Origin of the sequence: Actinoallomurus sp. CA-142502 (genome assembly GCF_050936355.1) — a bacterium.
GTDB classification, from domain to species: Bacteria; Actinomycetota; Actinomycetes; order Streptosporangiales; family Streptosporangiaceae; genus Actinoallomurus; species Actinoallomurus iriomotensis.
Genome location: NZ_JBNJMY010000001.1, coordinates 7,167,359 through 7,192,048, shown reverse-complemented (window position 1 = coordinate 7,192,048; position 24,690 = coordinate 7,167,359). Strand labels below are relative to the sequence as shown.

Annotated in this window: 28 protein-coding genes and 1 riboswitch; of the genes, 15 read left to right on the top strand and 13 right to left on the bottom strand. The window is 72.1% G+C overall.

Annotation, left to right across the window (positions count from 1 at the left end; all coding sequences use genetic code 11):
* The first annotated feature begins 404 nt into the window (after positions 1-404).
* The gene (locus ACQEV1_RS33920) at positions 405-785 is read left to right on the top strand and encodes a hypothetical protein (protein WP_433399212.1); all 381 of its coding nucleotides are present in this window, start codon (positions 405-407) and stop codon (positions 783-785) included.
* Between the two features lie 6 nt (positions 786-791).
* Here the strand turns inward: ACQEV1_RS33920 and ACQEV1_RS33915 are convergent, their stop codons facing one another.
* The gene (locus ACQEV1_RS33915; RefSeq protein WP_285630017.1) at positions 792-1,445 is read right to left on the bottom strand and encodes a hypothetical protein; all 654 of its coding nucleotides are present in this window, start codon (positions 1,443-1,445) and stop codon (positions 792-794) included.
* A 98-nt stretch (positions 1,446-1,543) separates the two neighbouring features.
* Between ACQEV1_RS33915 and ACQEV1_RS33910 the strand changes: the two genes are divergently transcribed.
* Together ACQEV1_RS33910 and ACQEV1_RS33905 are read left to right on the top strand one after the other, a co-directional pair.
* Complete coding sequence (locus ACQEV1_RS33910) at positions 1,544-2,641, top strand: glutamate--cysteine ligase (RefSeq protein WP_433399209.1); 1,098 nt, start codon at positions 1,544-1,546, stop codon at positions 2,639-2,641.
* 127 nt (positions 2,642-2,768) lie between these two features.
* Complete coding sequence (locus tag ACQEV1_RS33905) at positions 2,769-3,206, top strand: SPW repeat protein (protein ID WP_285630021.1); 438 nt, start codon at positions 2,769-2,771, stop codon at positions 3,204-3,206.
* Positions 3,207-3,265: 59 nt separating this feature from the next.
* Here the strand turns inward: ACQEV1_RS33905 and ACQEV1_RS33900 are convergent, their stop codons facing one another.
* Positions 3,266-3,721, bottom strand: coding sequence for a hypothetical protein (locus ACQEV1_RS33900; RefSeq protein ID WP_433399205.1), 456 nt, complete (start codon positions 3,719-3,721; stop codon positions 3,266-3,268).
* On the opposite strand from ACQEV1_RS33900, the gene ACQEV1_RS33895 reads away from it, so the two are divergent.
* Positions 3,675-4,025 (top strand): TetR/AcrR family transcriptional regulator C-terminal domain-containing protein, encoded by a 351-nt coding sequence (locus ACQEV1_RS33895; protein WP_433399202.1) that lies wholly within the window; start codon positions 3,675-3,677, stop codon positions 4,023-4,025. The genes ACQEV1_RS33900 and ACQEV1_RS33895 overlap by 47 nt on opposite strands.
* A gap of 30 nt (positions 4,026-4,055) precedes the next feature.
* Here the strand turns inward: ACQEV1_RS33895 and ACQEV1_RS33890 are convergent, their stop codons facing one another.
* A complete protein-coding gene (locus ACQEV1_RS33890; protein WP_433399199.1) occupies positions 4,056-4,436 on the bottom strand; it encodes a hypothetical protein in 381 nt (126 codons plus the stop codon).
* A 187-nt stretch (positions 4,437-4,623) separates the two neighbouring features.
* Entirely contained in the window at positions 4,624-5,397 is a 774-nt protein-coding gene (locus tag ACQEV1_RS33885) for an SDR family NAD(P)-dependent oxidoreductase (protein WP_433399196.1), read from the bottom strand.
* A 120-nt stretch (positions 5,398-5,517) separates the two neighbouring features.
* Here ACQEV1_RS33885 and ACQEV1_RS33880 point away from each other — a divergent pair, with 120 nt between their 5' ends.
* From ACQEV1_RS33880 to ACQEV1_RS33870, 3 genes are read left to right on the top strand one after another with little or no spacing between them, the layout of a single operon-like run.
* Positions 5,518-6,432, top strand: coding sequence for an SDR family oxidoreductase (locus ACQEV1_RS33880; protein WP_285630029.1), 915 nt, complete (start codon positions 5,518-5,520; stop codon positions 6,430-6,432).
* A 2-nt stretch (positions 6,433-6,434) separates the two neighbouring features.
* A complete protein-coding gene (locus tag ACQEV1_RS33875) occupies positions 6,435-7,280 on the top strand; it encodes a MaoC/PaaZ C-terminal domain-containing protein (RefSeq protein WP_433399192.1) in 846 nt (281 codons plus the stop codon).
* Complete coding sequence (locus ACQEV1_RS33870) at positions 7,277-7,921, top strand: PHP domain-containing protein (RefSeq protein ID WP_285630033.1); 645 nt, start codon at positions 7,277-7,279, stop codon at positions 7,919-7,921. The genes ACQEV1_RS33875 and ACQEV1_RS33870 overlap by 4 nt, the downstream gene beginning before the upstream one ends.
* Before the next feature lie 34 nt (positions 7,922-7,955).
* Here ACQEV1_RS33870 and ACQEV1_RS33865 read toward each other — a convergent pair whose 3' ends face one another.
* Entirely contained in the window at positions 7,956-8,369 is a 414-nt protein-coding gene (locus ACQEV1_RS33865) for a nuclear transport factor 2 family protein (protein WP_285630035.1), read from the bottom strand.
* 88 nt (positions 8,370-8,457) lie between these two features.
* Between ACQEV1_RS33865 and ACQEV1_RS33860 the strand changes: the two genes are divergently transcribed.
* Positions 8,458-8,898 carry a MarR family winged helix-turn-helix transcriptional regulator gene (locus tag ACQEV1_RS33860; RefSeq protein WP_285630037.1) on the top strand — a complete coding sequence of 147 codons (441 nt, stop codon included), beginning with the start codon at positions 8,458-8,460 and terminating at the stop codon, positions 8,896-8,898.
* A 67-nt stretch (positions 8,899-8,965) separates the two neighbouring features.
* Here the strand turns inward: ACQEV1_RS33860 and ACQEV1_RS33855 are convergent, their stop codons facing one another.
* Positions 8,966-9,415, bottom strand: coding sequence for a carboxymuconolactone decarboxylase family protein (locus tag ACQEV1_RS33855; RefSeq protein WP_285630039.1), 450 nt, complete (start codon positions 9,413-9,415; stop codon positions 8,966-8,968).
* Between the two features lie 83 nt (positions 9,416-9,498).
* Between ACQEV1_RS33855 and ACQEV1_RS33850 the strand changes: the two genes are divergently transcribed.
* Positions 9,499-10,377: a sigma-70 family RNA polymerase sigma factor gene (locus ACQEV1_RS33850; RefSeq protein WP_433399187.1), complete on the top strand. Its 879-nt coding sequence runs from the start codon at positions 9,499-9,501 to the stop codon at positions 10,375-10,377.
* A 28-nt stretch (positions 10,378-10,405) separates the two neighbouring features.
* On the opposite strand, the gene ACQEV1_RS33845 is transcribed toward ACQEV1_RS33850, so the two are convergent.
* Positions 10,406-11,032 carry a TetR/AcrR family transcriptional regulator gene (locus tag ACQEV1_RS33845; RefSeq protein ID WP_285585114.1) on the bottom strand — a complete coding sequence of 209 codons (627 nt, stop codon included), beginning with the start codon at positions 11,030-11,032 and terminating at the stop codon, positions 10,406-10,408.
* A gap of 155 nt (positions 11,033-11,187) precedes the next feature.
* Between ACQEV1_RS33845 and ACQEV1_RS33840 the strand changes: the two genes are divergently transcribed.
* The 3 genes from ACQEV1_RS33840 to ACQEV1_RS33830 all read left to right on the top strand — a co-directional run bounded on the left by ACQEV1_RS33840 (position 11,188) and on the right by ACQEV1_RS33830 (position 15,740).
* A complete protein-coding gene (locus tag ACQEV1_RS33840) occupies positions 11,188-12,348 on the top strand; it encodes an acyl-CoA dehydrogenase family protein (protein ID WP_285630043.1) in 1,161 nt (386 codons plus the stop codon).
* The gene (locus ACQEV1_RS33835; protein WP_433399182.1) at positions 12,345-14,465 is read left to right on the top strand and encodes an acetate--CoA ligase family protein; all 2,121 of its coding nucleotides are present in this window, start codon (positions 12,345-12,347) and stop codon (positions 14,463-14,465) included. Before ACQEV1_RS33840 ends, ACQEV1_RS33835 begins: the two co-directional genes overlap by 4 nt.
* A gap of 10 nt (positions 14,466-14,475) precedes the next feature.
* A riboswitch (ZMP/ZTP riboswitch) is annotated at positions 14,476-14,560 on the top strand.
* A 31-nt stretch (positions 14,561-14,591) separates the two neighbouring features.
* A complete protein-coding gene (locus ACQEV1_RS33830; protein WP_433399179.1) occupies positions 14,592-15,740 on the top strand; it encodes a phosphoribosylaminoimidazolecarboxamide formyltransferase in 1,149 nt (382 codons plus the stop codon).
* Positions 15,741-15,779: 39 nt separating this feature from the next.
* Here ACQEV1_RS33830 and ACQEV1_RS33825 read toward each other — a convergent pair whose 3' ends face one another.
* Complete coding sequence (locus ACQEV1_RS33825) at positions 15,780-16,763, bottom strand: amidohydrolase family protein (RefSeq protein ID WP_433399176.1); 984 nt, start codon at positions 16,761-16,763, stop codon at positions 15,780-15,782.
* A 104-nt stretch (positions 16,764-16,867) separates the two neighbouring features.
* Between ACQEV1_RS33825 and ACQEV1_RS33820 the strand changes: the two genes are divergently transcribed.
* Together ACQEV1_RS33820 and ACQEV1_RS33815 are read left to right on the top strand one after the other, a co-directional pair.
* Entirely contained in the window at positions 16,868-17,527 is a 660-nt protein-coding gene (locus ACQEV1_RS33820) for a TetR/AcrR family transcriptional regulator (RefSeq protein ID WP_285630051.1), read from the top strand.
* A 72-nt stretch (positions 17,528-17,599) separates the two neighbouring features.
* Positions 17,600-18,085, top strand: a complete 486-nt coding sequence (locus ACQEV1_RS33815) for a DUF6194 family protein (protein ID WP_433399173.1) — start codon at positions 17,600-17,602, stop codon at positions 18,083-18,085.
* On the opposite strand, the gene ACQEV1_RS33810 is transcribed toward ACQEV1_RS33815, so the two are convergent.
* The 5 genes from ACQEV1_RS33810 to ACQEV1_RS33790 form a co-directional block, all read right to left on the bottom strand.
* A complete protein-coding gene (locus ACQEV1_RS33810; RefSeq protein ID WP_433399170.1) occupies positions 18,076-20,172 on the bottom strand; it encodes a DUF6351 family protein in 2,097 nt (698 codons plus the stop codon). The genes ACQEV1_RS33815 and ACQEV1_RS33810 overlap by 10 nt on opposite strands.
* An 85-nt stretch (positions 20,173-20,257) precedes the next feature.
* On the bottom strand, positions 20,258-21,400 hold the full coding sequence (locus ACQEV1_RS33805; protein WP_433399167.1) for a thiolase C-terminal domain-containing protein: 1,143 nt from the start codon (positions 21,398-21,400) through the stop codon (positions 20,258-20,260).
* The gene (locus ACQEV1_RS33800; protein WP_285630058.1) at positions 21,397-21,819 is read right to left on the bottom strand and encodes a Zn-ribbon domain-containing OB-fold protein; all 423 of its coding nucleotides are present in this window, start codon (positions 21,817-21,819) and stop codon (positions 21,397-21,399) included. The genes ACQEV1_RS33805 and ACQEV1_RS33800 overlap by 4 nt, the downstream gene beginning before the upstream one ends.
* Positions 21,820-21,921: 102 nt before the next feature.
* Complete coding sequence (locus tag ACQEV1_RS33795; protein WP_433399164.1) at positions 21,922-22,461, bottom strand: hypothetical protein; 540 nt, start codon at positions 22,459-22,461, stop codon at positions 21,922-21,924.
* Between the two features lie 211 nt (positions 22,462-22,672).
* Entirely contained in the window at positions 22,673-24,073 is a 1,401-nt protein-coding gene (locus tag ACQEV1_RS33790; RefSeq protein ID WP_285630064.1) for a sugar porter family MFS transporter, read from the bottom strand.
* A gap of 94 nt (positions 24,074-24,167) precedes the next feature.
* Between ACQEV1_RS33790 and ACQEV1_RS33785 the strand changes: the two genes are divergently transcribed.
* Positions 24,168-24,689: a MarR family winged helix-turn-helix transcriptional regulator gene (locus ACQEV1_RS33785; protein WP_433399160.1), complete on the top strand. Its 522-nt coding sequence runs from the start codon at positions 24,168-24,170 to the stop codon at positions 24,687-24,689.
* The last annotated feature ends 1 nt before the right edge of the window (position 24,690 follow it).

Here is a 24,690-nt window from a genome sequence, read left to right as displayed (position 1 = left end):
GAGCGCGTTCACGACCTCGGCGACGCGTTCCGGGTCGTCCGTGCCGAGCGCCGTGCCGATGGCCTGGTCGCCGAGGCGGCTCGCCGACGCTTACACCGTGGTGACCTACGACCGCAGGGGACTGGCGCGCGGCACCGTCGACGACCCCCGCCGTCCGGTGACCATGGCCGCCCACGTGGACGACGCCCACCGCCTGCTCGCCGCCGTCACCGACGAGCCCGCGTTCATGCTCGGGTGCGGCTTCGGCGCCCTGATCGGCCTCCACCTGGGCCGCCGAGCATCCCGGGCGGCTGGCCGCGCTCGTCGCGCACGAGCCCGTCGCCCCCGCGCTGCTGCCGGCCGCCGAACGCGCACGGCACGAGGAGGAGCTCGCCCACCTCCAGCGGGTCCTGCGGGAGAAGGGCATGGCCGCGGCGCTCGCGGAGATCGCCCACGTCCTCGGCATCGACCCCGCCCGCGAGACCGAGCCCGGCCTCACTCCGCACCCGATGACGCCCGAGCGCGCCGCCGACTTCCGGCACTTCGTGGAGCACGACTTCGACGCGCTTCTCGCCGACACGTTCGACCCGCGGTCCGCACTGGGAACGGGCGTGCGCGTCGTGCCCGCGGTCGGCCGCACCACCCCGGGCGCCGTGTTCGGCCGCAGGTGCGCCGAGGAACCGGCGAAGGCGCTCGGCACCGAACCCGCGGAGTTCCCCGGCGGCCACAACGGCGACCTGTCCCACCCCAGCGCGTACGCCGCCCGCCTCCGCGAGGTGCTGGAGCCCTCCCGGACGACGGTCTGATCGGGGTTATCTCTCGGGTTCTTCGACCGGTGGGGTGCGCCGCTCGGACGAGAGGCGCGCCGACCACTGCCGTACCAGGCGTGACATCGCCTCGGCGCGTCGTTGCCGGCGGAACTCCACACGGCCGGCGATCCACAGGCAGAAGGCCGCCAGCGGCAGTTCGGCGCAGAAGGCGAGGAGCAGGGCGATCGCCAGCTCGCGGTGGCTGTCCGCCGTCACCACGTCGAACCAGGCGTCGACCAGCAGCAGGGTGCCGGTCATCGCGGCGCTCAGCTCGATGTGCTCGCGTCCCTTCTGCGCCAGCCAGCCGGTGCGGATGAGCATGGCGCACAGCGCGAGGTCGAACCCGATCCACGACGCGCCGTAGTGCGCCGCCTCGTGCCGCGTCGGCAGGATGAAGACGAGCCCGGCGACCCACGGCAGCATGAGCAGGCCGACGCCGATGACCAGCCAGCCGATCCAGCGCGGCACCACGGGGGCGGGCCGCAGCGCGCCGGTGAGCGCGCCCTCCATCCGCTCCGTACGGGCGGTCTCGGGCGGTTCGACGGCATGGACCGACTCCGTGGAGTGGTCGACGCGCGGCTCTGCGGGGAGATCCTCGGATGGGCACACCGGAGGATCCGGACACTGCTCGTCCTCGGGGCGGGGGGTGTGGGCCATATCTCTATATTCAGGGCACGAACGGGGTAGGTGGGCCTCTCCGGGAGCTGATCCCGGAGAGGGCCCGGTCGTCACGTTCGTAAGCTTGGAGGTTCACGGTGCGTAGTTTCGGTGTCGAGGAGGAGATGCTGCTCGTCGATCCCGGCAGCGGCGCGGCGGTCGCGCTCGCCGATGCCGTCACCGGCGGGGCCGAAGACGCGCCAGAGGCGGAACTGCAACGCCAGCAGGTTGAGACCGACACCGCCCCCTGCGAGACGCTCGAGGCGCTGGCCGGCCAGCTGCGCGCCCGGCGCCGGGCCGCCGCGGACGCCGCCGAGCGCGAGAACTGCCAGGTCGTCGCGCTGGCCACCTCGCCGCTGCCGGTGAGCCCGTCGACCATGCCGAAGGAGCGTTACCTGCGGATGGCCGAGGAGTACGCCCTCACCGCGCAGGAACAGCTCACCTGCGGCTGCCACGTCCACGTACGGGTGGAGTCGGAGGACGAGGGCGTCGGGGTCCTGGACCGGATCCGCCCGTGGCTGCCGGTGCTGCTCGCGATGACCGCCAACTCCCCGTTCTGGCAGGGGCGCGACAGCGGGTACGCCAGCTACCGGCACCAGGTCTGGGGACGCTGGCCGTCCGCGGGCCCGGCCGAGCCGTTCGGCACGCCGAAGGTCTACCACGAGACCGTCCAGGCCATGATCGACAGCGGCGTGCTGCTGGACGAGGGCATGGTCTACTTCGACGCCCGGCTGTCACGGCACTATCCGACGGTGGAGATCCGGATCGCGGACGTGTGCACGGCGGCCGACGACGCGGTCCTGCTGGCCGCGCTCGTACGCGCGCTGGTCGAGACCGCCGCCCGCGAATGGCGGGCCGGCGACCCGCCCCGGCCGGTGCGGACGGAACTGCTCCACATGGCCTCCTGGCGGGCGAGCCGCTCGGGGCTGGAGGGGCACCTGGTGCATCCCGTGAGCCTCCGCCCCGTCCCGGCGGAGGAGGCGGTGCGGGCGCTGCTCGACCATGTGACGCCGGCGCTGACCGATCTGGGCGATCACCGGGCGGCGCTCGACCTGACCGGCCGGCTCCTGGAGCGCGGCAACGGCGCGACCCGGCAACGCCGCACGTACGAGAGCACGGGCGATCTGACCGCCGTCGTACGCGCGGCGGTCGAGCAGACCCTGGGGGACCGGCCTGCCGGGCGTCGCCGCGTATGACCTGGTCACCCCACTGATGCGGGGGAGGGAGTACGAGAGATAATGGCGGAGGATGAATCAGGGGGACTCATCCTCTTTCCGAAAGAAGGCGATCGGAATGGCTGGTATCTCTCGCCATTCTTCGGGGATGGCAGGGCACCCCGACGCAGCCGAGATGCGCGAACGCTACGCACGGCTGACCGAGGGCCGCCGGATGGAGATGCTCGAAGGCCTCGTCATGCTGACCGGTCTTTACCTGGCCATCTCACCGTGGGTCATTCACTTCCACCGGGGCAACACGAACACGGTGAACAACCTCATCCTGGGCATCGCGATCAGCGTGATCGGCCTGGGCCTCGCGATGCTCCCGGAGCGGGCCCTCGGCCTCGGCTGGCTGCTCGTCCCGATCGGGATCTGGATGATCATCTCGCCGTGGGTGGTCTCCGCCGGGCACGGCGCCCGCGCGGGCATCGTCGCCAACAACGTCGCGATCGGTTTCATCGCCACCGCCCTCGGCCTGGCGACCGTCGGGATGATGGGCATGCGACGCGGCGGCCGTACCCGTACGGCCACCGCCATGCGGTAACGGGGGCCGAGACGACCGGGCCTCACGGAGACGTCTTCCGTGAGGCCCTCGCGAGCCGCCTACGCCGAGGCGTACTCCGGCAGGCCGGCGTCCGTGGCGATCGACGTGGTGCTGCTGATCAGCAGCCGCTGGAACAGGCGGGTGCCGAACGGCGCGTTCCGGGAGCGGAGGCCCAGGGCGCTGGCGGGCGCGAGGAACCGGCCCGGATCGGCGCCGCGCTGCCAGCGGTCCGCGTAGGGCCGCATCCGCTCCGCGTACGCGGCGAAGCCGGCCCGGTGGTCGCCGCCGGCGGAGGCGAGCTCGCCGGCCGGCACGTACGCGCCGACGATGCCGGTGCCGACGCCCATCCCGCCGAGCGTCAGTCCCCAGACGGCGTCGCCCAGCAGCGCCGCGCGGCCGGACGACCAGGCGGGGACGCGAACCCGGCTGATCGAGCCGAAGTACACCTCGGGCGCCTGGCGCAGGCCGGTGAGCAGGTACGGCGCGACCGTCGGGGCGCGCGCGATCGGCCCCAACGAACTCGGCCGGCTCGAACAGGCCGTCGCCGCGCTGACCGGTACGGGACTGGCCGGCTCACAGATGCTGGACGTGGCCGCCACTCTCACCGGGCATGTGCGGATGATCGCGCGACAGGCCGCGGCGGTGCCTGCCGGCGATTCCGAGCAGGCGATGGGCGACGCCATGGGCGCGCTGCTGACCGGCCGCGAAGACCGGTTTCCCGCGCTGGCCGCGGCCATGTCCGACCCGGACGGCCGGGATCAGGCGTTCGACTTCGGCCTGCGCTGCGTCCTCGACGGCGTGGAGTCGCTGGTCGGGTGAACGGCGCCGCCGGCAAGGGCGGCTGAGGGCTCAGTGGCGGTGCCACCAGGGCGGCGGGTTGCTGCGTTTCCAGTGCGGGTACCTCGTCCGCGGGTCGCCCGTCGGCCGCCCGGCGGGCGTGTCGCTCGGCGTGGCGGACGCGCTGGGGCGGACCTCGGGCCGCGGGCTGGAGGAGCCCAGCATCGTCGATGACGAGGTGTGCGGGCGTCGCGCCGACCCGCGCGGCCCGGGCGTCGCACCCGCCGGGCCGGAGGCGGGCGACGTCGAGGACGACTCGGCCATGGGCGGCTCGCCGGCGCCGGGGCTCTTCCCGGCCGAGCCGCCGGTCAGTGCCAGCGTGAGGCCGGCGATCGCCGCGACGAGCACGGCCGCGACCGTGATCATCAGGAGGACGCCGTGGCGGAACCGCATCTCCTCCAGTCGCGCGTGAACGGCCGCGCGTAGCCGGCCGCGACCGCTCGACCGGCGCGCGTGCCGTGCGGCCCGGCTTGCGAGAGGGTTCCCTGCGTGCTGTTCACTCGCCACAAAGCAACCCTAAAGGTGACGCATCCCCAAAAACTGCAACATCAATGACAACGTGGGTAACGGAGGTCGCGCATCACCGTTCCGCGAGTTCGGCGAGCAGGTCCTGGGACAGGGCGACGCGGCCGCTCAGGTCCGTGCCGCCGCACAGCGCCAGGGCGGCCTCGGCCATGACCTCGGGCGGCTCCGCGTTCGGGTCGTCCTCGGTGGTGAGGCCGTGGAACAGCGTGCCCGGGGTGGGCACTACGCGGTTCGGCGCCAGGGAGTTGACCGCGATCCCGTCCCCGTGGACCTCGGCGGCCAGACCCGTGGTGAACCGTTCGAGCGCCGCCTTGCACATCCCGTACACCGTCCCGCCGGGGAGATGGTTCCGCTCGAGCGCGGGATGGCGCGAGGCCAGCGAGGAGATGTTGAGGATCCAGCCGCGCCCTCGTGCGCGCATCTCGGGCAGGACGAGCCGCGCGAGGTGGAACGGCGCCGTCACCTGCACCTCGAACATCAGCGCGTACCGGCGGTCGGTGAAGTCGGCGACCGGCGTGAAGTAGGTGACGGCGGCGTTGTTCACCAGGACATCGGCCGGGCCGAGGTCGTCGGTGACGGCGCGGACCAGCGACACGCGCGCGGCCGGGTCGGACAGGTCGGCGGCGTACGCGCGGGCCCGGCCGCCCGCGGCCTCGATGTGCGCCACCGTCTCGTTGATCGTGCCGGGCAGGCGCGTCCGGGCGGGATCGACGGTACGAGCGGTGACGGCGACCGTCGCGCCCTCCGCGGCGAACCGCCGCGCGATGGCCGCGCCGATGCCGCGGCTCGCCCCGGTGACGATCGCGACCTTGCCGTCGAGTACGCCCATGCGCGGGTCCTTTCGTCGGAGCCGGGAACGGATCTCCCACGGGTTGACAGGTACGCTAACCCACCGGAGACTTTTCTAGAAGGTCATTCTAAAAACGCGTTGAGTGGAGCGGTCAGGCCAATGGGGATCGTCGAAGGGCGCGTGGTCATCGTGACCGGCGCGGCGCGCGGCATCGGCCGCGGGCACGCGCTGGAGTTCGCCCGGCAGGGTGCCAAGGTGGTCGTCAACGACCTCGGGGCGGAGGTGGACGGGAGCGGCTCCTCGGCGGGCCCGGCCGGTGAGGTCGTGGACGAGATCCGGGCGGCCGGCGGCGAGGCGATCGTCAACGGAGAGGACATCGCCGACTTCGAGGGCGCCAAGCGGCTGATCGAGACGGCCGTGGAGACCTACGGAGACCTGCACGTCCTGGTGAACAACGCCGGCATCCTGCGCGACCGGATGCTGGTCAACATGACGGCCGAGGAGTGGGACGACGTCATCCGGGTGCACCTGCGCGGCACGTTCGCGCCGCTGCGGCACGCCGGCGCGTACTGGCGGGCCCGGTCCAAGGCCGGCGAGCCGGTCGACGCCGCGATCATCAACACCACGTCCTCCTCGGGCATCTACGGCAACGCCGGCCAGGGCAACTACGGCGCGGCCAAGGCCGGCATCGCCGGGCTGACCGTGATCGCCGCCCGCGAGCTCGGCCGCTACGGCGTGACCGTGAACGCGGTCGCCCCGGCCGCGCTCACCCGCATGACCGAGAACCTCGTGCGCTGGCAGGGCGGCGACGGGCCGCAGGACTTCGACCCGCGAGCCGCCGACAACATCGCCCCGCTCGTGGTCTGGCTCGGCTCCGACCAGGCGCGCGGCATCACCGGCCGGGTGTTCAACGTCCGCGGCGGCATGATCAGCGTCGCCGAGGGCTGGCGCGCCGGTCCCGGCGCCGACAAGGGCGCGCGCTGGGATCCGGCCGAGCTGGGCGAGGTCATCCCCGGCCTGGTCGAGAAGGCCGCGCCGAACGTCATGCCCGACGGCCGTACGCCGGAGAGCTGACCATGCCGCTCGACCACGGCGCGATCGGCGTCGAGTCCGCGCCGCTCGACCGCTGCTGGACCTCCAAGGACGCGCTGCTGTACGCGGTGGGCGTCGGCGCGGGCGTCGACGACCCGCTGAGCGAACTGGCCTTCACCACCGAGAACACCGCGGGCACGCCGCAGCGGGTGCTGCCGACGTACGCGGTGCTGCTCGCCCAGGTGCCCGGCGCCCGCCGGATCGGCGACTTCGACCCCGCGATGCTCGTCCACGCCGAACAGGCCTTCGAACTGCACCGGCCGCTGCCCGCCGAGGGCTCGCTGCGGGCCACCGCCAAGGTGACCGGCATCTACGACAAGGGCTCGGGCGCGCTCGTCGTCACGGAGTCCACCGCGGTCGACCCGGAGACCGGCGAGCGGATGATCACCTCGCGGGGCTCGGTGTTCATCCGCGGCGAGGGCGGCTTCGGCGGCGACCGGGGCCCGCGCGACGAGTGGAGGCTCCCGGACCGCGCGCCGGACCACGAGGTCACGTACCGGACCCGGCCCGAGCAGGCCCTGCTCTACCGGCTGTCCGGCGACCGCAACCCCCTGCACTCCGACCCGGCGTTCGCCGCGCGTGCCGGGTTCGACCGCCCGATCCTGCACGGCCTGTGCACGTACGGCGTCGCCGGCCGCGCGCTGCTGCACACCATGGCCGGCTCGGACCCGGCGCGGTTCGCCGCGATGTCGGGCCGGTTCAGCAGCCCGGTGATGCCGGGGGAGTCGCTGATCACGTCGATCTGGGCCGAGGGGACGACCGCCCTGTTCCGTACCGCGAAGGAGGATGGAACGGTCGTCATCGACCGGGGCCGGGCGAGCTTCCGGTGAGCGGACGACGGGTGCGGGTGGACTGCCACCTGCACACCGTCCACTCCGGCGACGCCGTGACGACCGTGGACCGCCTCGCCGAACGCGTGCGGGAGGAGCGGCTCGACGTCGTCTGCGTGACCGACCACCACACCCTTGCCGGCGCGCACGAGGCGCTGTCCCGCGCGATCGGCGCCCGCGTCATCGTCGGCGAGGAGATCCGCACGTACGCGGGCGAGATCATCGGCCTGTTCCTCACCGAGCGCGTCCCGTACGTGCTGCCGCTGGAGGACGCGGTACGGCGGATCCGCGCGCAGGGCGGCCTCGTGTACGCCCCGCACCCGTTCGACGCGGCACGGACGAGCCTGGGCGCCGCAGGCCTGTCCGAACTGCACGCGATGGGCACGCTGGACGTGGTCGAGGTGTTCAACGCCAAGACCGCCGACGAGGAGGACAACCGCCGGGCCGCGAGGTTCGCCGCCGAGCACGGCCTGCCGGCGGCGGCCGGCTCGGACGCCCACGACCCGCAGGGCATCGGCGCGGCGTACGCGGAGCTGCCCGACTTCGACGGCCCGGAGGAGTTCCTGAGGTCGCTGACCGAGGCCCGGATCACCGGCGAGTTCCGCCCGCACGTCGGCTACCTCCCGGGTTCGCGGCTCTGAACCGAACCGATTCCCGAGCGGTGTCCGACCGCTGTCAGTTCTCGCGTGTCCAGGCGGGCATGATCCGCACCTCGCGGATTCGCCAGCCCGCCGGCGTCCGTACCGCGGTGTAGTCCTGTCGCAGGCCGCCGGTGAAGTGGGGTGCCTGGCCGTCGCGGTAGTAGTACACGATCGAGTTCGCCGAGGCGGCCGCCTGGTCGCCGTCGACGTCCACCAAGAGGTCGGTGGTCGTGTGCTGGGTGTGCTGTCCCTCGACCTCGGCCTGTCGCATGAAGCCGAGGACCTCGCCGATGCCGCGGAGTTCGCCCCCGCGCGGCGAGTGCACCGCCACATCGTCGGTGAAGACGGTGTCCAGATCCTCCCAATGCCCCTCGTCCAGCAGGCGCGCGAAGCGGGTGAACAGGTCGGCGATCTCGATCCGGTCGGCGACCGGAGTATCCGTGGACATGGCGACTCTTTTCGTTGGTTGGTCCAACATTGGCGTCGCCAACTATACAGAGATTCGTTGGCGGCGCCAACGATGTAGGGTGGCTGTCGTGGAAGCGACACCCGCGCGCCTGAGCGCGAAGCCGAGTTGGCTGCTCACCCAGGTGGCGGTGCACGCCCACCGGCTGGCGTCCGACGGCTTCGGCGGGGTGGGCGCGCGTGGGTACCACTACCGGATCCTGGCCGCGCTGGACGAGTTCGGAGTGGCCAGCCAGGCCGAGCTCGGTCGCCGGTGCAGCATGGACCGCAGCGACGTGGTGGCAGCGATCAACGAACTGGCCGAGCAGGGCTTCGTCGAGCGGACGCCGGATCCGGATGACCGACGGCGCAACATCGTGAGCCTCACCACGGCCGGTGATCGGCAACTGCGACGTATGGACCGAGCGCTCGACAAGGTGCAGGACGACCTACTCGGACCGCTTCCGGCCGAGGACAGACAGACCTTGACCCGCCTGCTCGCTCAACTGCTCACGCACCACCAACGGGAGTGAGGCGGCCGGCCCGCGCCTCAACGGATGTCCCCTCCTTTCCGGATCTGCCGCCCGGGACCCGCCCGGCTCACCAGGTCTTGCCGGCCTGCTCCCGGATCGTGTGGTTGACCCTGTTGAAGAAGTTGGTCAGTGCGATGTTCAGGATGATCGCGGACAGTTGCTTCTGGTCGAAGTGGGCGACGGCGGCGTCCCAGATCTCGTCGGTCACGCCCGGCGCGCCGTCCTGGATCCGGGTCGCCGCCTCGGCCAGCGCGAGCGCCGCCCGCTCCGCCTCGGTGAAGAACGGCGTCTCGCGCCATGCGACCACGCTGTGCAGCCGCTCCTCGGTCTCTCCGTGCTTCTTCGCCGACGCGACCCCGGCGAACGTGCACGGGCTGCAGCCGTTGATCTGGCTGGCCCGCAGGTGGACCAGCTCGAGCACGAGCGGGTCGACGCCACCGGCGCCGATCGCCTTGTGGAGGTGCTGGATCGCGGTGAACACGTCGGGATTCGGCGAGCTCTTCATGCGTGCTTCCATCGGTCATGCTCCTTCATCGGTTACCTCGGCCCCTCCGGGCCCGTCATCACCCATGACGGAGCAGCTCCGAGGAAGGTAACAACATGTCCGACATCAGCCCGGCGGACCCGGTGGCCGAGGTGTTCGAGGCCCAGCGCGACCGGCTGCACGCGGTCGCCCACCGTCTGCTCGGCTCGCACGCCGACGCCGATGACGTGGTCCAGGAGGCCTGGCTGCGGCTGTCCCGCCAGGACTCGGAGACCATCCACAACCTCGCGGGCTGGCTGACCACGGTGGTCGGCCGGATCAGCCTCGACGTCCTGCGAGCGCGCCAGGCCCACCCCGAGGCGCCCTACGACGACCGGCTGCCCGAACTCGTGGTGACGGTCGACGACGGCCTCGCGCCAGAGGACGACGTGGCGCTCGCCGACTCGGTCGGGCTCGCGCTCCTCGTCGTCCTCGAGTCGCTCGGGCCGAGCGAGCGGCTGGCGTTCGTGCTGCACGACCTGTTCGCGGTGCCGTTCGACGAGATCGGCCGGATCCTCGGCAGGTCCACCGACGCCACCAAGATGCTCGCCAGCCGTGCCCGCAGGAAGGTGCGGGCGACCGAGCGGCCGACGGCCGTCGGCCGGGAGCAGCGAGAAGTGGTCCAGGCCTTCCTCGCGGCGGCTCGCCGCGGCGACTTCGAGGGATTGCTGCGCGTGCTCGATCCCGACGTGAGGCTGACCGTCGACACCCCCGGCGGTGCGGTCGTCACCCTCGGCGCGACCGAGGTCGCCGCCGGTGCGCGGCTGTCCGCCGGCGCGGCCGTGCGGGGGCGCGCCGTACTCGTCGACGGCCTGCCCGGCCTCGTGGCCTGGCGCGAGGACGGCACCCCGCTCTCGGTCACCGCGTTCACCGTCGCCGACGGCCGGATCACCGGCATCGCGATCGTGGTCGACCCGGCCAGGCTCGCGGCCATGGACCTGCCGGATCCGGAGTGAGCGCCGAGGCGGTCGCCGCGCCGCGGAGTCAGTCGTCCTGCGTCAGCGGGTCCAGGCGGCGGATCAGGCGGATGGCGGCGGCGGCCACCGTGTCGGCCTCCGCCTTGGTCTCGCAGGCGGCGACCTCGCGGGCGGTCTCCCCGATGACCGTGGTCAGCACGGTCACCGTGACGCGGTCCACCGGGTCGGTGCCGGCGCCCAGCAGCACGGCGTTCTGCCGTACCCACTCGCGGTTGCGGGTGCGGCGCATCAGTTCGAAGCCCGGCGGCCCGTCGCCGTCCATCAGCAGGCGCACCAGGTCGCGCCGCTGCCACGAGCCGTCCAGGAACGCCCGCGCCCCGGCGATGAACAGCTCCAGCGGGTTCGTCTCGCCCGCCTCGCGCAGGGCCGCGACGGCGGCCGACGCGGCCGCCTCATGGGCGGCCTGGTGGTCCTCCCACAGCGCGAGGAACAGCTCGGCCTTGCCTCCGAAGTGGTGGTAGAGGCTGCCGACACTGGACCCGGCGCGCTCGACCACGTCGGCCACGCTCGCATCGGCGAAGCCGCGTTCGGTGAACACCTCGCGGGCCGCCGCCAGCATGCCCCGGCGGGTCTCGGCGGTACGGCTCCACCGCCAGGCGTTCGCGCTCGGGCGGCTGTTCGTCTTGCGTGCCATCACACACCTCGTGTCGTCCCTCCCAGGTTACGGAACCGTATTCCAAAATCGGCCCGAACAGGTCCTCTCCTGCGGTCTTGACACCTTCCGGGGCGGCGGGCAGGCTGGTTTTAGAGTCTCGTTCTAGAAATGTTTTCCAGGTGGAGGGGCGTCCGATGGTGGACTTTTCGCTCAGCGACGAGGAGCGGCAGATCCGCGACACCGTCCGCAGCTTCGTCAGCAAAGAGGTCATGCCCCTGGAGGACGAGGTGCTGCGCAACGAGCGCGCCGGCCGCCCCGGCCTCGCCCCCGACGTGATCAAGGAGCTGCAGCGCAAGGCCAAGAAGGCCGGCTTCTGGGGGATCAACACCCCCGAGGAGTACGGCGGCCTGAACGCGGGCGCGCTCATGTCGGCGATCCTCGCGATCGAGACCGGCCGCACGTTCGTGCCCTTCACCTTCGGCGGCAGCGCGGACAACATCCTCTACGCCGGCACCGAGGAGCAGAAGCAGCGCTACCTGATCCCGACGATCGAGGGGGAGCGGCGGTCCTGCTTCGCCATCACCGAGCCCGGCGCGGGCTCCGACGCCCGCAACATCACCACCCGCGCGGTCAAGGACGCGAGCGGCGACTGGGTCATCAACGGCGAGAAGACCTTCATCACGAACGGCAACGAGGCCGACTTCGTCATGGTCTTCGCGGTCGTCCCCGACGCGGGTGTCACCTGCTTCCTCGTCGACCGTGACATGGGCTGGAAGTCCGAGCCGATCGCGACGATGGGCGAGTGGGGTCCGGCCTCCCTGGTCTTCGACGACGTACGCGTGCCGCACGACAACGTGCTCGGCGAGGTGGGCAAGGGCTTCGAACTGGCCATGCAGTGGATCAGGAACGGCCGCTTCATGATCCCGGCGCGGGCCATCGGGTCGGCCGAGCGCCTCCTGCAGATGGCGATCGACTACGCCGGCATGCGCAAGTCGATGGGCCACCTGATCGGGGAGTACCAGGCCATCCAGTGGCAGATCGCCGACTCGCAGGTGGAGATCGAGGCCACCAAGTGGCTCACGCTGTACGCCGCCTGGCGCGTCCAGAACGGCCTCGACGCCCGGCACGCCTCCTCGATCGCCAAGCTCAACGGCGCGGAGATGGCCAACAAGGTCGTCGACCGCGTCCTGCAGATCCACGGCGGCATGGGGTACACCAAGGAGCTGCCGATCGAACGCTGGTACCGCGAGCTGCGGCTGCTGCGCATCTACGAGGGCACCGACGAGATCCAGCGCCGGACGATCGCGCGCAACCTCCTGAAGGGGCACGTTCGCCTCGGCGGCATCGGCGAATGACGGCCGGCGAGGGCGTACGAGGTCTGTTCGCGCCCGGCTCGATCGCCATGGTGGGCGCCACCGACAAGTCGGGCTGGTCGGTGGCGACCTTCGCCAACCTGCGGCGGCACGGCTTCCCCGGTCCCGTCTACCTCGTCAACCCGCGTACCGAGGTCGTGCACGGCGAACGGGCGTACCGCAGCCTGAGCGACCTGCCCGAACGCGTCGACCTCGTCTACGTCATGGTGCCGACTCCGGTCGTGCTCGACGTGCTCAAGGAAGGGGCGCGGCTCGGCATCCGCCACTACGTCGTGCTCACCGCGGGCTTCGGCGAGACCGGGGCGGAGGGGCGCAAGCGCGAGGAGGAGCTCACCGCCCTCTGCCGGGCGAACAACCTCACGGTGCTCGGGCCGAACGGCAACGGCTACATCAACACCTCTGATGGTCGCGCTCGCTCCGAGGCCGGCATCACCCCGTACGGCCTGCCGATCCCGCCGCCGCTGCTGCGCGGCTCGGTCGGCGTCGTATTGCAGAGCGGCGCGCTGGCCAGCTCCGTGCTCGCCTTCAGTCAGGCCCGCGGCATCGGCCTCAGCCTGCTCACCTCCATGGGCAACGAGGCCGTGGTCTCGGTCACCGACGTCATCGACCACCTCGTGGACGACCCGGCGACCCGCGTCATCGCGCTCTTCCTCGAGTCGATCCGCCGGCCGGAGGAGTTCGCCCGGGTGGCGCGCCGCGCGCTGGCGGCGGGCAAGCCGATCGTCGCGCTCAAGATCGGCCGTAGCGGGCTCGCCTCCCGTACGGCACAGGCGCACACCGGCGCGCTCGTCGGCGACGACGCCGTCATCGACGCGGCGTTCCGGCAGCTCGGCGTCATACGCGTCCGCTCGCTGGAGGACCTGATCATCACGGCCGGGCTGCTCGCGTCGTCCGGGCCGCTGCCGGGGCCCCGGCTCGGCGTCGTCACGCCCTCGGGCGGCGCCTCGGAGATCATCGCCGACCGCGCCGAGGACGAGGGGCTGGCACTGCCCGCGTTCGCGGAGGAGACCGTCGCCCGGCTGACCGAGATCATGCCGGACTTCGGCCGCCCGGCGAACCCGCTCGACGTGACCGGGTACGTCGTGGTCGACCGCACCCTGCTCTCCCGCGCGCTGCGGATCGTCGCCGAGGATCCGGGCATCGACGTCGTCATGCTCCTGTCCGACCTGCCGCGCGGTGAGCCGCCGGACCCGGAGCCGGTGTTCCGCCTGTACGAGAAGAGCACGCGGATCATCGAGGAGTCGCCGCGCCCGGTCGTCATCGTCGGCAACGTGCTGACCGACGTCGGCTCCTTCGCCCGTACGATCCAGGAGCGCACCGGGTACCCGCACGTCGTCGGCGGCATCGAGCACGGCATGTCGGCCATCGGCGCCGCGGTCCGCTGGTCGGCCGTACGCGAGCGGGCCGCCGTGCGCCCGCGCGCCACGACGCCGCCTCCCGTGATGCGCGGCGAGCGGACCGGTGTGTGGGCCGAGCACCGGGCCTCCGCGCTCCTGGCGGAGGCGGGCGTGCCCGTGGTGCCGTCCGAACTCGCGCCGGACGAGGAGACGGCCGTGGCCGCCGCCGAGCGGTTCGGCTACCCGGTCGTGCTCAAGGCCGCCGCGGAGGGTCTGGGCCACAAGAGCGACGTCGGCGGCGTACGCCTCGGGCTCGGCTCCGCCGACGACGTGCGGCGCGCGCACCGGGAGATCCTCGCGGCCGTCGGCGCGACCGGCTTGGGCACGCTCGTCCAGCCGCAGCGCGAGGGCGGCGTCGAACTGCTGGCCGGCGTCGTGCGCGACCCCGCCTGGGGCCTCGTGCTGGCGGTCGGGCTCGGCGGCGTGTGGGTGGAGGTGTTGAAGGACTCGGTGCTGCGCCTGCTGCCGGTGGACGCGGCCGAGGTCCGCCGCGCGCTCGGCGAGCTGCGCGGCGCGAAGCTCCTGACGGGCGCGCGGGGCACCGAACCGGCCGACCTGGACGCACTCGCCGAGGTCATCACCCGCGTCGCGGACCTCGCCGGCGCGCTGGGCGACGACCTGGAGTCGCTGGAGATCAACCCGCTGCTCGTCCGCGGCTCCCACATCGAGGCACTGGACGCCCTGGTGACCTGGCGCACGTGACCGGTACGCTGGCGGCGGCCGTGACTGGCGAAGGTGGATCACCACCGGGGAGCGGCCGGACACGGATGCGGGCACCGACCGCCTGGGCGCTCCATCAGCGACATCGACCGCTGAGGAGGCCACGGCGTGGAGCTTCGTTACGGGATCAACCCGCACCAGGAGGCGCGGGCGGTACCGGCAGGGGACGGCGGCACGCCGCTCCGGCCGCTGAACGGCACCCCCTCCTACATCAACCTGCTCGACGCGCTGTCCGGGTGGCAGCTCGTCCGGGAGGCGAGCCGGGTGCTCGGCCGCCCGGCGGCCGCGTCCTTCAAGCACGTCTCGCCGGCCGGGGCGGCCGTGTCCGGGCCGCTCGACGCGGTCGCCGCGGAGCCGTACGGGCTCGACCGCCCCGGGGAGCTCACCAGTGCCTACCTGCGGGCCCGGGACGCCGACCCCCGATCCTCCTACGGCGACTTCGTGGCGGTGTCGCACCCGGTCGACGCCGAACTCGCCGACGCGCTGGGCCCGGTGTTCAGCGACGGCATCGTGGCACCCGGCTACGCTCCCGGCACCGTGGCCGCCCTGAGCCGCAAGAAGAAGGGCCGCTTCGTCGTCTTCGAGGCCGACGAGGCGTTCGTCCCGCCGTCCCGGGAGACCAGGGAGGTCTTCGGCGTCCAACTGACGCAGGACCGCGACGAGGCACCGATCTCCCGCGACCTGCTCGACCCGGCCGGCGACGCGGCGCAGCCCGAGACGGCCGTGCGGGACCTCCTGCTCGGGCTCGTGGTGCTCCGGTACACCCAGTCCAACGCGGTCTGCTACGTGCGCGACGGCATGACTCTCGGGGTCGGCGCGGGGCAGCAGTCGCGCGTCGACTGCACCCGCCTGGCCGGGCGCAAGACCGACCTCTGGTGGCTACGGAGGCATCCGGCGGTGCGAGGCCTGGCCTTCGCGCCGGGAACCCGGGCGCAGGACCGCCTCAACTGGCGGATCCGGTACGCCGAGGGCGGCCTGACCCCCGACGAGGAACGACGGCTGACCGAGGCGCTGGCCGGGCCGGTCGCCGCCCTCACCGCGGCCGACCGCGAGGAGTGGGCGCGCCGGCTGACCGGCGTGGCGTTCGCCTCCGACGGCGCGCTGCCCTTCCGCGACAACGTCGACCACGCCCGGCGCCACGGCGTGGCGTACATCGCCGAGCCGGGCGGCTCGATCCGCTCCGGCGAGGTCGCCGACGCCTGCCGCGAGCACGGGATCGCGCTCGTACGGACCGGGCTCCGGCTCTTCCACCACTGAACCGGGCGGACGGCCTCATCGTGGTACGGAGCGGACGTCTTATGCCGCGGGATCCGACGACGCGCTCTCATCGGCGCCGAATCGGTCGAGCAGGGGGAGACCGTTCGTCGTCATCATCGCGGTGACCTGGTCCTGGTCGAGGAGCGGGCTCGCCTGGATCCCGGAGGTGGCGGCGGCGATGACCGGCTCGGGCGTCCACGGCCAGTCCGTTCCGTACAGCAGGTGAGAGGGATCGGTCATCGCCAGCAGCGACGGCAGTTGCCGTGGGACCGGGAAACCGGCGAGGTCGTAGTACAGGTTCCGGAGCTGGCCGGCCACGTCGGGGCCGTCGGCGACGGCGAAGATGCGCGTGAACTCGTCGATGCGGTCGGCGAACGCCGCGAGGGCACCGCCGCCGTGCGGAACCACCATCCGGATGCCCGGATGGCGGATGAGCCCGCCGCGCAGGAGGAGGTCGGCGACGGCCCGCGTGGTGTCGAACGGGAACTCGATCATCGGCCGCCCCCAGCCCCGCGAGACCGCCTCCCAGCCGGGCGGCGACGTCGGGTGGAGGACGACGAGCGCGCGCCGCTGGTCGAGGGCGTCCAGAACCGGCTCCATCGCCGGATCCCCGAGGTACAGTCCGCGGGCGTTCGTCTTCAGCGTGACGCCGTCGGCGTGCAACACGTCGTAGGCGTGGTCGATCTCGGCCAGTGCGCCCTCGACGTCCGGCAGCGGCAGGGAGGCCAGGAAGGCGAACCGGTCCGGGTGCTCGTCCCTCACGGTCGCGCTGAACTCGTTGACGCTGCGGGCCAGGTGCCGCGCCGCGGCGTCGTCGCCGAAATGGACTCCGGGCGATGACACCGAGGCCACCGCCACGGCGACCCCGCACCGGTCCATCATGGCCAGCGCCTCGTCCACGCTCCAGTGCGGGAAGCCCGCCATGCCGTCCGGGTTCCCGTACCCGGCTTTCACGGCGGCGTCCCGGTAGAAGTCAGGCACGAAGTGCGCGTGGAAGTCGATGACCGAGCTGTGAGCCGACACCGCGACTCCTTTCCCTCGTCGGAGATAACTGCACCTTAGTGCAATGCTGCACTAGGGTGCAGTCTGTGCCGCGATGGTCGGCATCACCTGGGATGATGAGGGAGATGGACAACGTCGCCGGCGATATTCAGGCGCCCCCGGCCGCGGACCGCAGGGCCCGGCAGCGTGAGCGCACCAGGCGCCGCATCCTGGAGGCCGCGCTGGAGCTGTTCTCCGCGCGCGGGTACGCCCACACGACGATGGACGACATCGCGGGCCGAGCGGACATCGCCCGCCGAACCCTGTTCAACCACTTCCCCGCCAAGCAGGCGATCCTGGCGGCCTGGCGAGCCGAGCGGGGTGAGCGGCTCGCCGCCGCCCTGCCGGACGCGGCCGCGGAGGGGGACGGCCCCCCGGTGCCCGCGGCGGAGCTGCTCCGGCGGCAGTTCGCCGTGCTCGGCCGGCTCAGCGAGTCCGATGTCCCGTTGACGATCGTGCTGGTTCAGGGCCGGATGACGGAGATCGGTGACGCCGGCGAGCCGTTCCCGACCTTCGAGTCGCTCCGGGCGGTCGTGCAGCTGGGTCAGGACCGGGCGGAGTTCAGCACGACGGCACCGGCCCACACGGTCGCCGAGGTGCTCTCATCCTGCTACGCCGACACCGTCAGTCGCTGGGCCCTGCCACAGGTCACCGGCCGGCCGGCACCGTTCGAACTCGGCCCCGCGCTGTCGGCCAAACTGGAACTGGTCCTCGGGGGCCTGGCCGCCGGCGCGTCTCGGTATTGAGGGTCTGGCGCGGTTTTCCTGGGGATTTTCGACGTAAGTCTCACAGGGAGTTTCAATGAGACGCTCGAATGTATGGAATCACAGCAAGAGATCATCGCGTTCGTGACGGCTCTGCCCGGTGTCGTCGCCGAGACCGCCGGTGAGGAGACCGGAGCGCCGGAGATCGCCTGGGGCGACACGTTCTTCTTCCACGACCCCGACGGCGACACGCCCCCCGACCGCCGGATGCCCTTCGCCACGATCGTCACCAAGGACTACGACGGCTTCGACACCGCCTCGGACCTGAACCGCCCCGGCGTCTTCCGCCTCAACATCGCCGTCGGCCGCACCGCGTTCGAGGAGCTGTTCGGCCACCCGGCACGGTCGGTGGACGTCGATCACACCGCCGTGGACACACTGATGCCGCATCCGGTGTACGCGGCCCAGTCGTGGGTCGCCATCCTCAACCCCGGGGAGCGGACCGCGGAGCAGGCGCGGAAACTCCTCACTGATGCCCACGCCCGTGCGGTGCGCGCGTATCAACGCCGCACCGCACGGGGGACCGGGTCTCAGCGGTAGCTCAGCCAGGTGCCGGCGGGCTTCCGCCATCCCGGGGGCCGGCGGTCGTAGTCGCAGACGCCCGTGCGGAACGTCGCTCGCAGCCGCCGCTGCTCGTCCGCGGTGAAGGTGACCGGGTAGTCGCGGAAGTCCAGGGGCTTCAGCGCGCACTTCGTGGCGTCCATGGCGAGCGGTTCCCCGGCCACCATGCGGGCGTCGGCGGCCACCGGGTACCGCGCGCCGCACTGTCCGCCGGACGGGTAGGTGAGGGGCTCACGGATCCGGTCCGCGGCGGTCAGGTAGCAGCCGTCGGCCAGGTCGGCGGGCCGGTCCGCGAGGACCTTGTGCCGCGGGTCGCGGCCCGAGCGGTCGGCGTCGATGGCGGTGAGCCAGCGGTCCATGGCGTCCAGCTCGTACGCCGACGCGGCCGCGACCTGGGCCGGGGTCGTGTCGCTCTCGATGATGACCTGGTTGGCCGCCGTGCCGTTCGACCGCAGCAGGCGCTGCCGCATGACGAACGACCACTCGGTCGTGTGGATGTCGTTCCCCGGCCCGGCCAGGTCGAGGTCGGTGCGCTGGTCGATGATCGGCGTCTGCCGCAGGCCCTGCGCCGCGGAGTTGACGATGTCGTTCGCGTACGCCGCCGCGAGCGCCTTCGGGTCGGCCTCGGTGCGGGCCGCCACCGGTTTGCCGGTGTAGTCGAGGCCGCCGATCGAGGTGTTGAGCGCGGTGAACTGGGCCGGGGTGATCGTCCCCGCCTTCAGCGCGGCCAGGCCGTACTGGATGCCGACGTTGTCGAGTGTGCTGCGTACGAATCCGGTCCGCGGGTCGCGGCCGAGCTGGTCGGCGAACTGCTCGTCCGCGTTGCACCGGACGCCGGACGGGTTGGTCACCGCGTTCCAGCGTGCGGAGACGGGGATGGCCGAGTCGCAGCTGTCCGTCGCGGTGGCGCGGCTGGCGAACGTCTGGTCCCACGACGGGCAGGTGGTGAAGTCGTTGAACCCGGCGATCGCCTTCTTCTGCGCGTCGGTGAACGCGGCCCCCGCACCGCCGAAGAAGCGGTCCAGCAGCCGGCAGTCCGTCACCGGCCCGAGCGTGGTCAGCGGGTCGGGGAAGGAGACACCGGGGATGATGCCGTCCACGACGCCCGGGTAGCTCTCGGCGATGTCGTACTGCTGGATCGCGCCGCCGGAGCCGCCCCAGCCGATGGTGTGGGCGATCGGCCCGTACGTCTCGGCGAAGTGCTCCTTGACCATCATCGCCGCCTCGGCCGAGATGATCGGGCTGCAGTTGTTGTCCAGCACGTTCAGGGTGGAGGAGGCGACGGCGTAGCCCTGCCCGAGGAACAGGTCGTCCAGCACGCCGCCGGTCGAGCGGCCCTGGTGGTAGCCGGCGTTGCAGCCGCCGCCGAAGGTGTAGACGAGCCGGCCGTTCCAGCCGCGGTCCGGCGTGGTCGGCGAGGGCGCCGTGCCGTCGTACAGCGCCGCGATCTCGTACACCGCGCGGTCGATCGTGCCGCGCTCGACCCGCACGATGTAGGGGACCTTCGCGCCGTTGACCGTGGCGGTGGCCAGGTCGGCGGGCCGCGCGGAGGGATCGGCGAGCGGCGCGTACGTCCCGGCGGTCGTCCGGTACTGGTAGCCGACCTGCGTGGGCGCCGAGCAGTACGGCTGGGTGGCCGCCGGCAGGCCGAACGCCTGGGTCTCGCAGTAGAACGGGAGCTGCTGCCGGCCGGAGAAGACCGGCCCGGTGATCGGGTGGTTCACGACGCGCAGCGTGGCCCGGGCGCCGGCCTGCCGTGCCTCGATGGTGTTCGTGCCGTCGCGGAGGCCGCCGGCCGTGCCGAGGAGGCTGCCGTCGGGCTCCCGGCGCAGCGCCGAGGTGACGTCGTGCCCGTTCGCGGTGACGGTCGTCGGCCGGGTGCCTGCCGGGACGACCCGGATCAGCACCTGGCCGCCGCTGACGAGGTCCGGCCGGGGGTTGGACACGGACGTGATGGTCAGGCGCGCGTGCGCGGCCGGCGACGCGTTCGCCGCCGCCGGTACGAGAGGCAACGCCGTCGCCAGCGCGACGCAGGCGACGGCGAGGTGCCGTCGTCGATCTGCCACGGGCCACTCCGCTCACTCGGGGCGCCGCGGGGCGCGGCGCCGGGGGGACGGCCGCCGCCGCACGGGCGGAGGCCGGGAATCAGTGTCAGGGCAGGCGGTTCGCGAGCGCCAGTGTGGCGGCGGACATGAACATTCCGCCATTGCCGAGGACGACGCCGACCTCGACGCCGGGCACCTGGGCCGCGGCCTCGCCGCGGAGCTGCCGGATCGACTCCTGCATCGCGAACATGCCGTACATGCCGGTGTGGGTGTACGACAGGCCGCCGCCGTTGGTGTTCATCGGCAGCCGGCCGCCGGGGGAGGTGTGCCCCTCCGCTATGAAGGCGCCCGCCTCGCCCCGCCCGACGAAGCCCATGTCCTCCAGCCCGTAGATCGGCACGTGCGCGAACGCGTCGTAGATCATCAGGTGGTCGACGTCGCCGTGGGTGATCTTCGCCTCGGCGAACGCCGCCTGGCTCGACAGGCGGAACGACCGCGACGTGGTGAAGTCCTCCATCTGGGAGATGATCGGCGATTCGGCCGACTCGCCGGCGCCCAGTACGTACACGGGCGGCTTGCGGGTGCCGAGCGCCTCGGCGCGCTCGCGCGAGGTGACGACCAGAGCGCCGCCGCCGTCCGTGACCAGGCAGCATTCGAGCAGGTGGAAGGGGTAGGCGACGAGCCGTGACGCGAGCACGTCGTCGACGGTGACCAGGTCGCGCATCGCGGCACGCGGGTTGCGGCTGGACCACCGGCGCTGGGCCACCGCGACCGAGGCGAGCTGCTCGTGGGTGAGGCCGGTCTCCTTCATGTACCGCAGGGCGGTGACGGTGAAGGTCGTGGCCGGCCCCATCGTCCCGTACGGCAGCTCGAACTGGCCCAGCAGCGAGTCGGGCCCGAACGCGCGCGGCGGCGCGCCGACCCGCGACCACCCGGACTCGCCGTGCGTGACCAGCACGGTGTGACACAGGCCGGCCTCGATCGCCGCCATCGCGTGACGTACGTGGAACAGGAACGACGTGCCGCCGACCGAGGTGCCGTCGAGCCAGGCCGGGGTGACGCCCAGCGCGTGCGCGACCTGGACGGGACCGGGCGTGCCGACCGTCGCGACCCCGTCGACGTCGTCCTTGGTCAGGCCGGCGTCGGCGAGCGCGTTGCGCGCGCCCTCCAGGTGCAGCCGGAACGCCGAGTGCTCCGGCAGCCGCCCTACCTCGTCGGTCTCGGCCGCCCCGATGATGACCGCGGTCATGACGCCTCTCCCGCCGGCTCGAAGAGGGGGACGTGGACGTCGCCGCGCGGCTCGAACACCACGCGCAGCGGCATGTCCAGCGCGAGGTTCTCCGGAGTGATCTCGGTGTGCACGATGTTGGTCATCATCCGCACGCCCTCCTCCAGCTCGACGACGGCGATCGCGTACGGTCCGTCGCCGGCGAAGCCCGGCGCCGGGCGGTGACTGATGACGTAGGAGTAGAGGGTGGCCCGCCCGCTGGCCGTCACCCATTCGACGTCGGACGAGCCGCAGTGCGGGCAGACCGGGCGCGGGTAGAAGTAGTGTCGCGCGCAGGCGACGCAGCGCTGGATCCGCAGCTCACCGGCTGCGGCGCCGTCCCAGAACGGCCGGGTCTCGGGTGTCGGTCGGGGAATCGCCTTGGACTGGTCGGCGGACATGCGTCGCCCCTCCGGTGGAGCCTGGGCACCCCTCATGGATGCGACGCCGATTCTAGAACGGTTTTCTAAAAGTCGGCCAGCCCCGCCCTCACCTGTCCGACCTCAGTCGATGATGAACCAGTTGCCGTGCCGGTAGGACAGCGTCATATCGCTCAGGTCGTGTGCGGTGAACCTCACGTCGGCGACCACGGCGCGCGCCGGGATGTCCACGTCTCCGTTGGCCCGCCTCGTCACCTTCGACTTGTCGACGGTGGCGGTCCGCAGCGCCTTCAACTGCGCGTCGGAGATCATGCTCAGCGTGATGGCGAAGGTGGTCCGGCATTTCCCGAATCCCTCGTCCTCGGCCTTCTTGGCGGCCGGTCCGCCGATGACGCACATCGTCTTCACGTCGCTTCGGCTCACCGCGCGCAGAAAGGTGATGTAACGCGCGATCGCGGCCTGGGTGGTTCTGGGCACCGCGGTCGACGAGGGTGACGGGGACGGCGTGCCGGGCGCCGACGGCGTGGAACTCGCCGCCGGCAAGTCGGCCTTCGGGCTGGATTCGGCGTCGTCGGTCTTCGCGTTGTCCTTGCACGCGGACACGGCGAAGACAGAGGTCAGTGCCAGCACGCTGGCGCCGAGACGTACGGCGTGGTTACTCACGACGATCCTTAGTGGCCGGTATTCGGGCGAACCAAAGATAACCGGAATTACACGCTCGTTATGAGCCTTTCGTACAGGTCCCATGAGTCCATGGGGCCGGGCATCACCGATCCGCGGAATCCGTCACCGCTGATCTGTTCGGGACTCCCCTGGGCAGAATGGAAGAAACGTCGAGCACCGTATCGCTGCACCTTGTCGCTCGACGGTCATTTCAGGCAGTGCGGTGCCGGGTGCTCGTCCGCGTGGAGGATGACGACGAGGGTGCGCCGAGGTCGCGTTCGATCTCCTCCAGCGTGCGGTTCTTGGTCTCGGGGACCTTGGTGACGAAGAACGCGATTCCGACGATGCCCATCACGGCGTACAGGCTGAACGTCCAGGCCTTGCCGATGGCGTCGATGAGCTGCAGGAAGTAGTAGGAGACGACGAAGTTGGCGGCCCAGTTGAACACGCTGCACACCGCCATCGCCGTGCCCCGTACGCCCAGCGGGAAGATCTCGGAGATCATCAGCCAGAACCCCGGGCCGAGCCCGACGGCGAACGAGGCCATGAAGACCACGAGGGCGACCAGCGCCACCCACGGCGCGGAGTGCTGCCAGTGGAAGGCGAAGAACGCCGCCAGCGTCGCGAGCGCGAGGGTCAGCCCGATGGTGCCGGCGATGAGCAGCGCGCGGCGGCCGACCCGGTCGAGCAGCAGGACCGCGATGACGGTGAAGACGACGTTCGTGATGCCGACCGACAGCGCCTGGGCGATCGCGTCGTTGGCGTGCAGTCCGGTGTAGGTGAGGATGGTCGGGGAGAAGTACACGACCGTGTTGACGCCGACGACCTGCTGGATGACGGCGAGGCCGATCCCGATGACCAGCATCGGGCGCAGCGACGGCCGCAGCAGCGTGCCGAGCCCGGCGCGGCGCTCCTCCGACAGCACCGACTCGATCTCGGTGAGCTCCTTCTCGTAGTCCTCGCCCGCGCGGGTGCGGCGCAGCACGTCCCGGGCCTCGTCGCGGCGGCCCCGCTGCATCAGCCAGCGCGGGGAGTAGGGCACGAACAGCATGCCGAGGACCAGGAACACGCCCGGCAGGGCGCCCAGGCCCAGCATCCAGCGCCAGTTCGAGCCGACGTCGCGCAGCGCGAAGTCGACGAGGTACGCCACGAGGATGCCGACGGTGACCATCAGCTGGTTGTACGACACGGTGCCGCCGCGGATCTTCGGCGGCGTGTGCTCGGCGATGTAGAGCGGCACCACGGCCGACGCCGCGCCCACGGCCAGGCCCAGCACCATCCGCGCCGCGACGAGCTGGCCCGACGACTGGGAGAAGGCCGCCGCCAGCGCGGCCCCGACGTACACGACGCCGCTGACCAGCAGCGTCCATCTCCGGCTGATCAGGTCCGCCAGGCGTCCTCCGGCGAGCGCGCCGAACACCGCGCCGACGAGCAGGCCGGCGACGATCCACGACTGGGCGAGGTCGCCGGCGTTCAGGTCCTTCTTGATGTACAGCAGCGCCCCGGAGATGACGCCCGTGTCGTAGCCGAACAGCAGTCCGCCGAGGGCGGCCAGCAGCGAGATCTTCAGAATGAACGGATTACGCGCCGCTTCCCGCGTGAAACTCGGCATGCCGTGTGCTCCTCTCGACGTTCATTGCGCCTACCCGCTTTGCGTGCCTTCATGTACGGGCGGTGAGCCCGGCGCGGCATGATATGCATGAGTCATGCATGATCGAGCGCGTACCGCGAACCTTCTGGGCGCCACCGCTCTGGCCGTGGCCGACCTCGCGCTGGCCGGCGCCGCGCGGGCCGCGGGGGTGAGCGTCAGCGGCGCGTCCGCCCTCGTGGTCCTGTTCTGGTCGCCCGCCGTCGGCGTGACCGAGCTGGGCCGTCGGGTCGGCCTCACCCAGTCCGCCGCCGCGCGCATGGTCGACTCTCTGGAGGCCGGCGGCCTGGTGACGCGGCGGCCGGGCGCGGGCCGGGCCGTCACCGTGGAGCCCACGCCGGCCGGGCGACGGCTGGCACGCGACCTGCTGGGCGCGCGCGACGCCCCGCTCGCCGGCCTGCTCGGCGCCCTCGACGACGAGGAGCACGAGACGCTGGCGGCGCTGCTGGCCAAGCTGCTGGCCCGCGCGTACAGGGAGGTCGGTGACGCGGAGCTGCTCTGCCGCCTCTGCGACCGCGGCGCCTGCACGGACAACGCGGTGTGCCCGGTCGGTCAGGCCGAGCGCGACCAGCGGGGCTGAG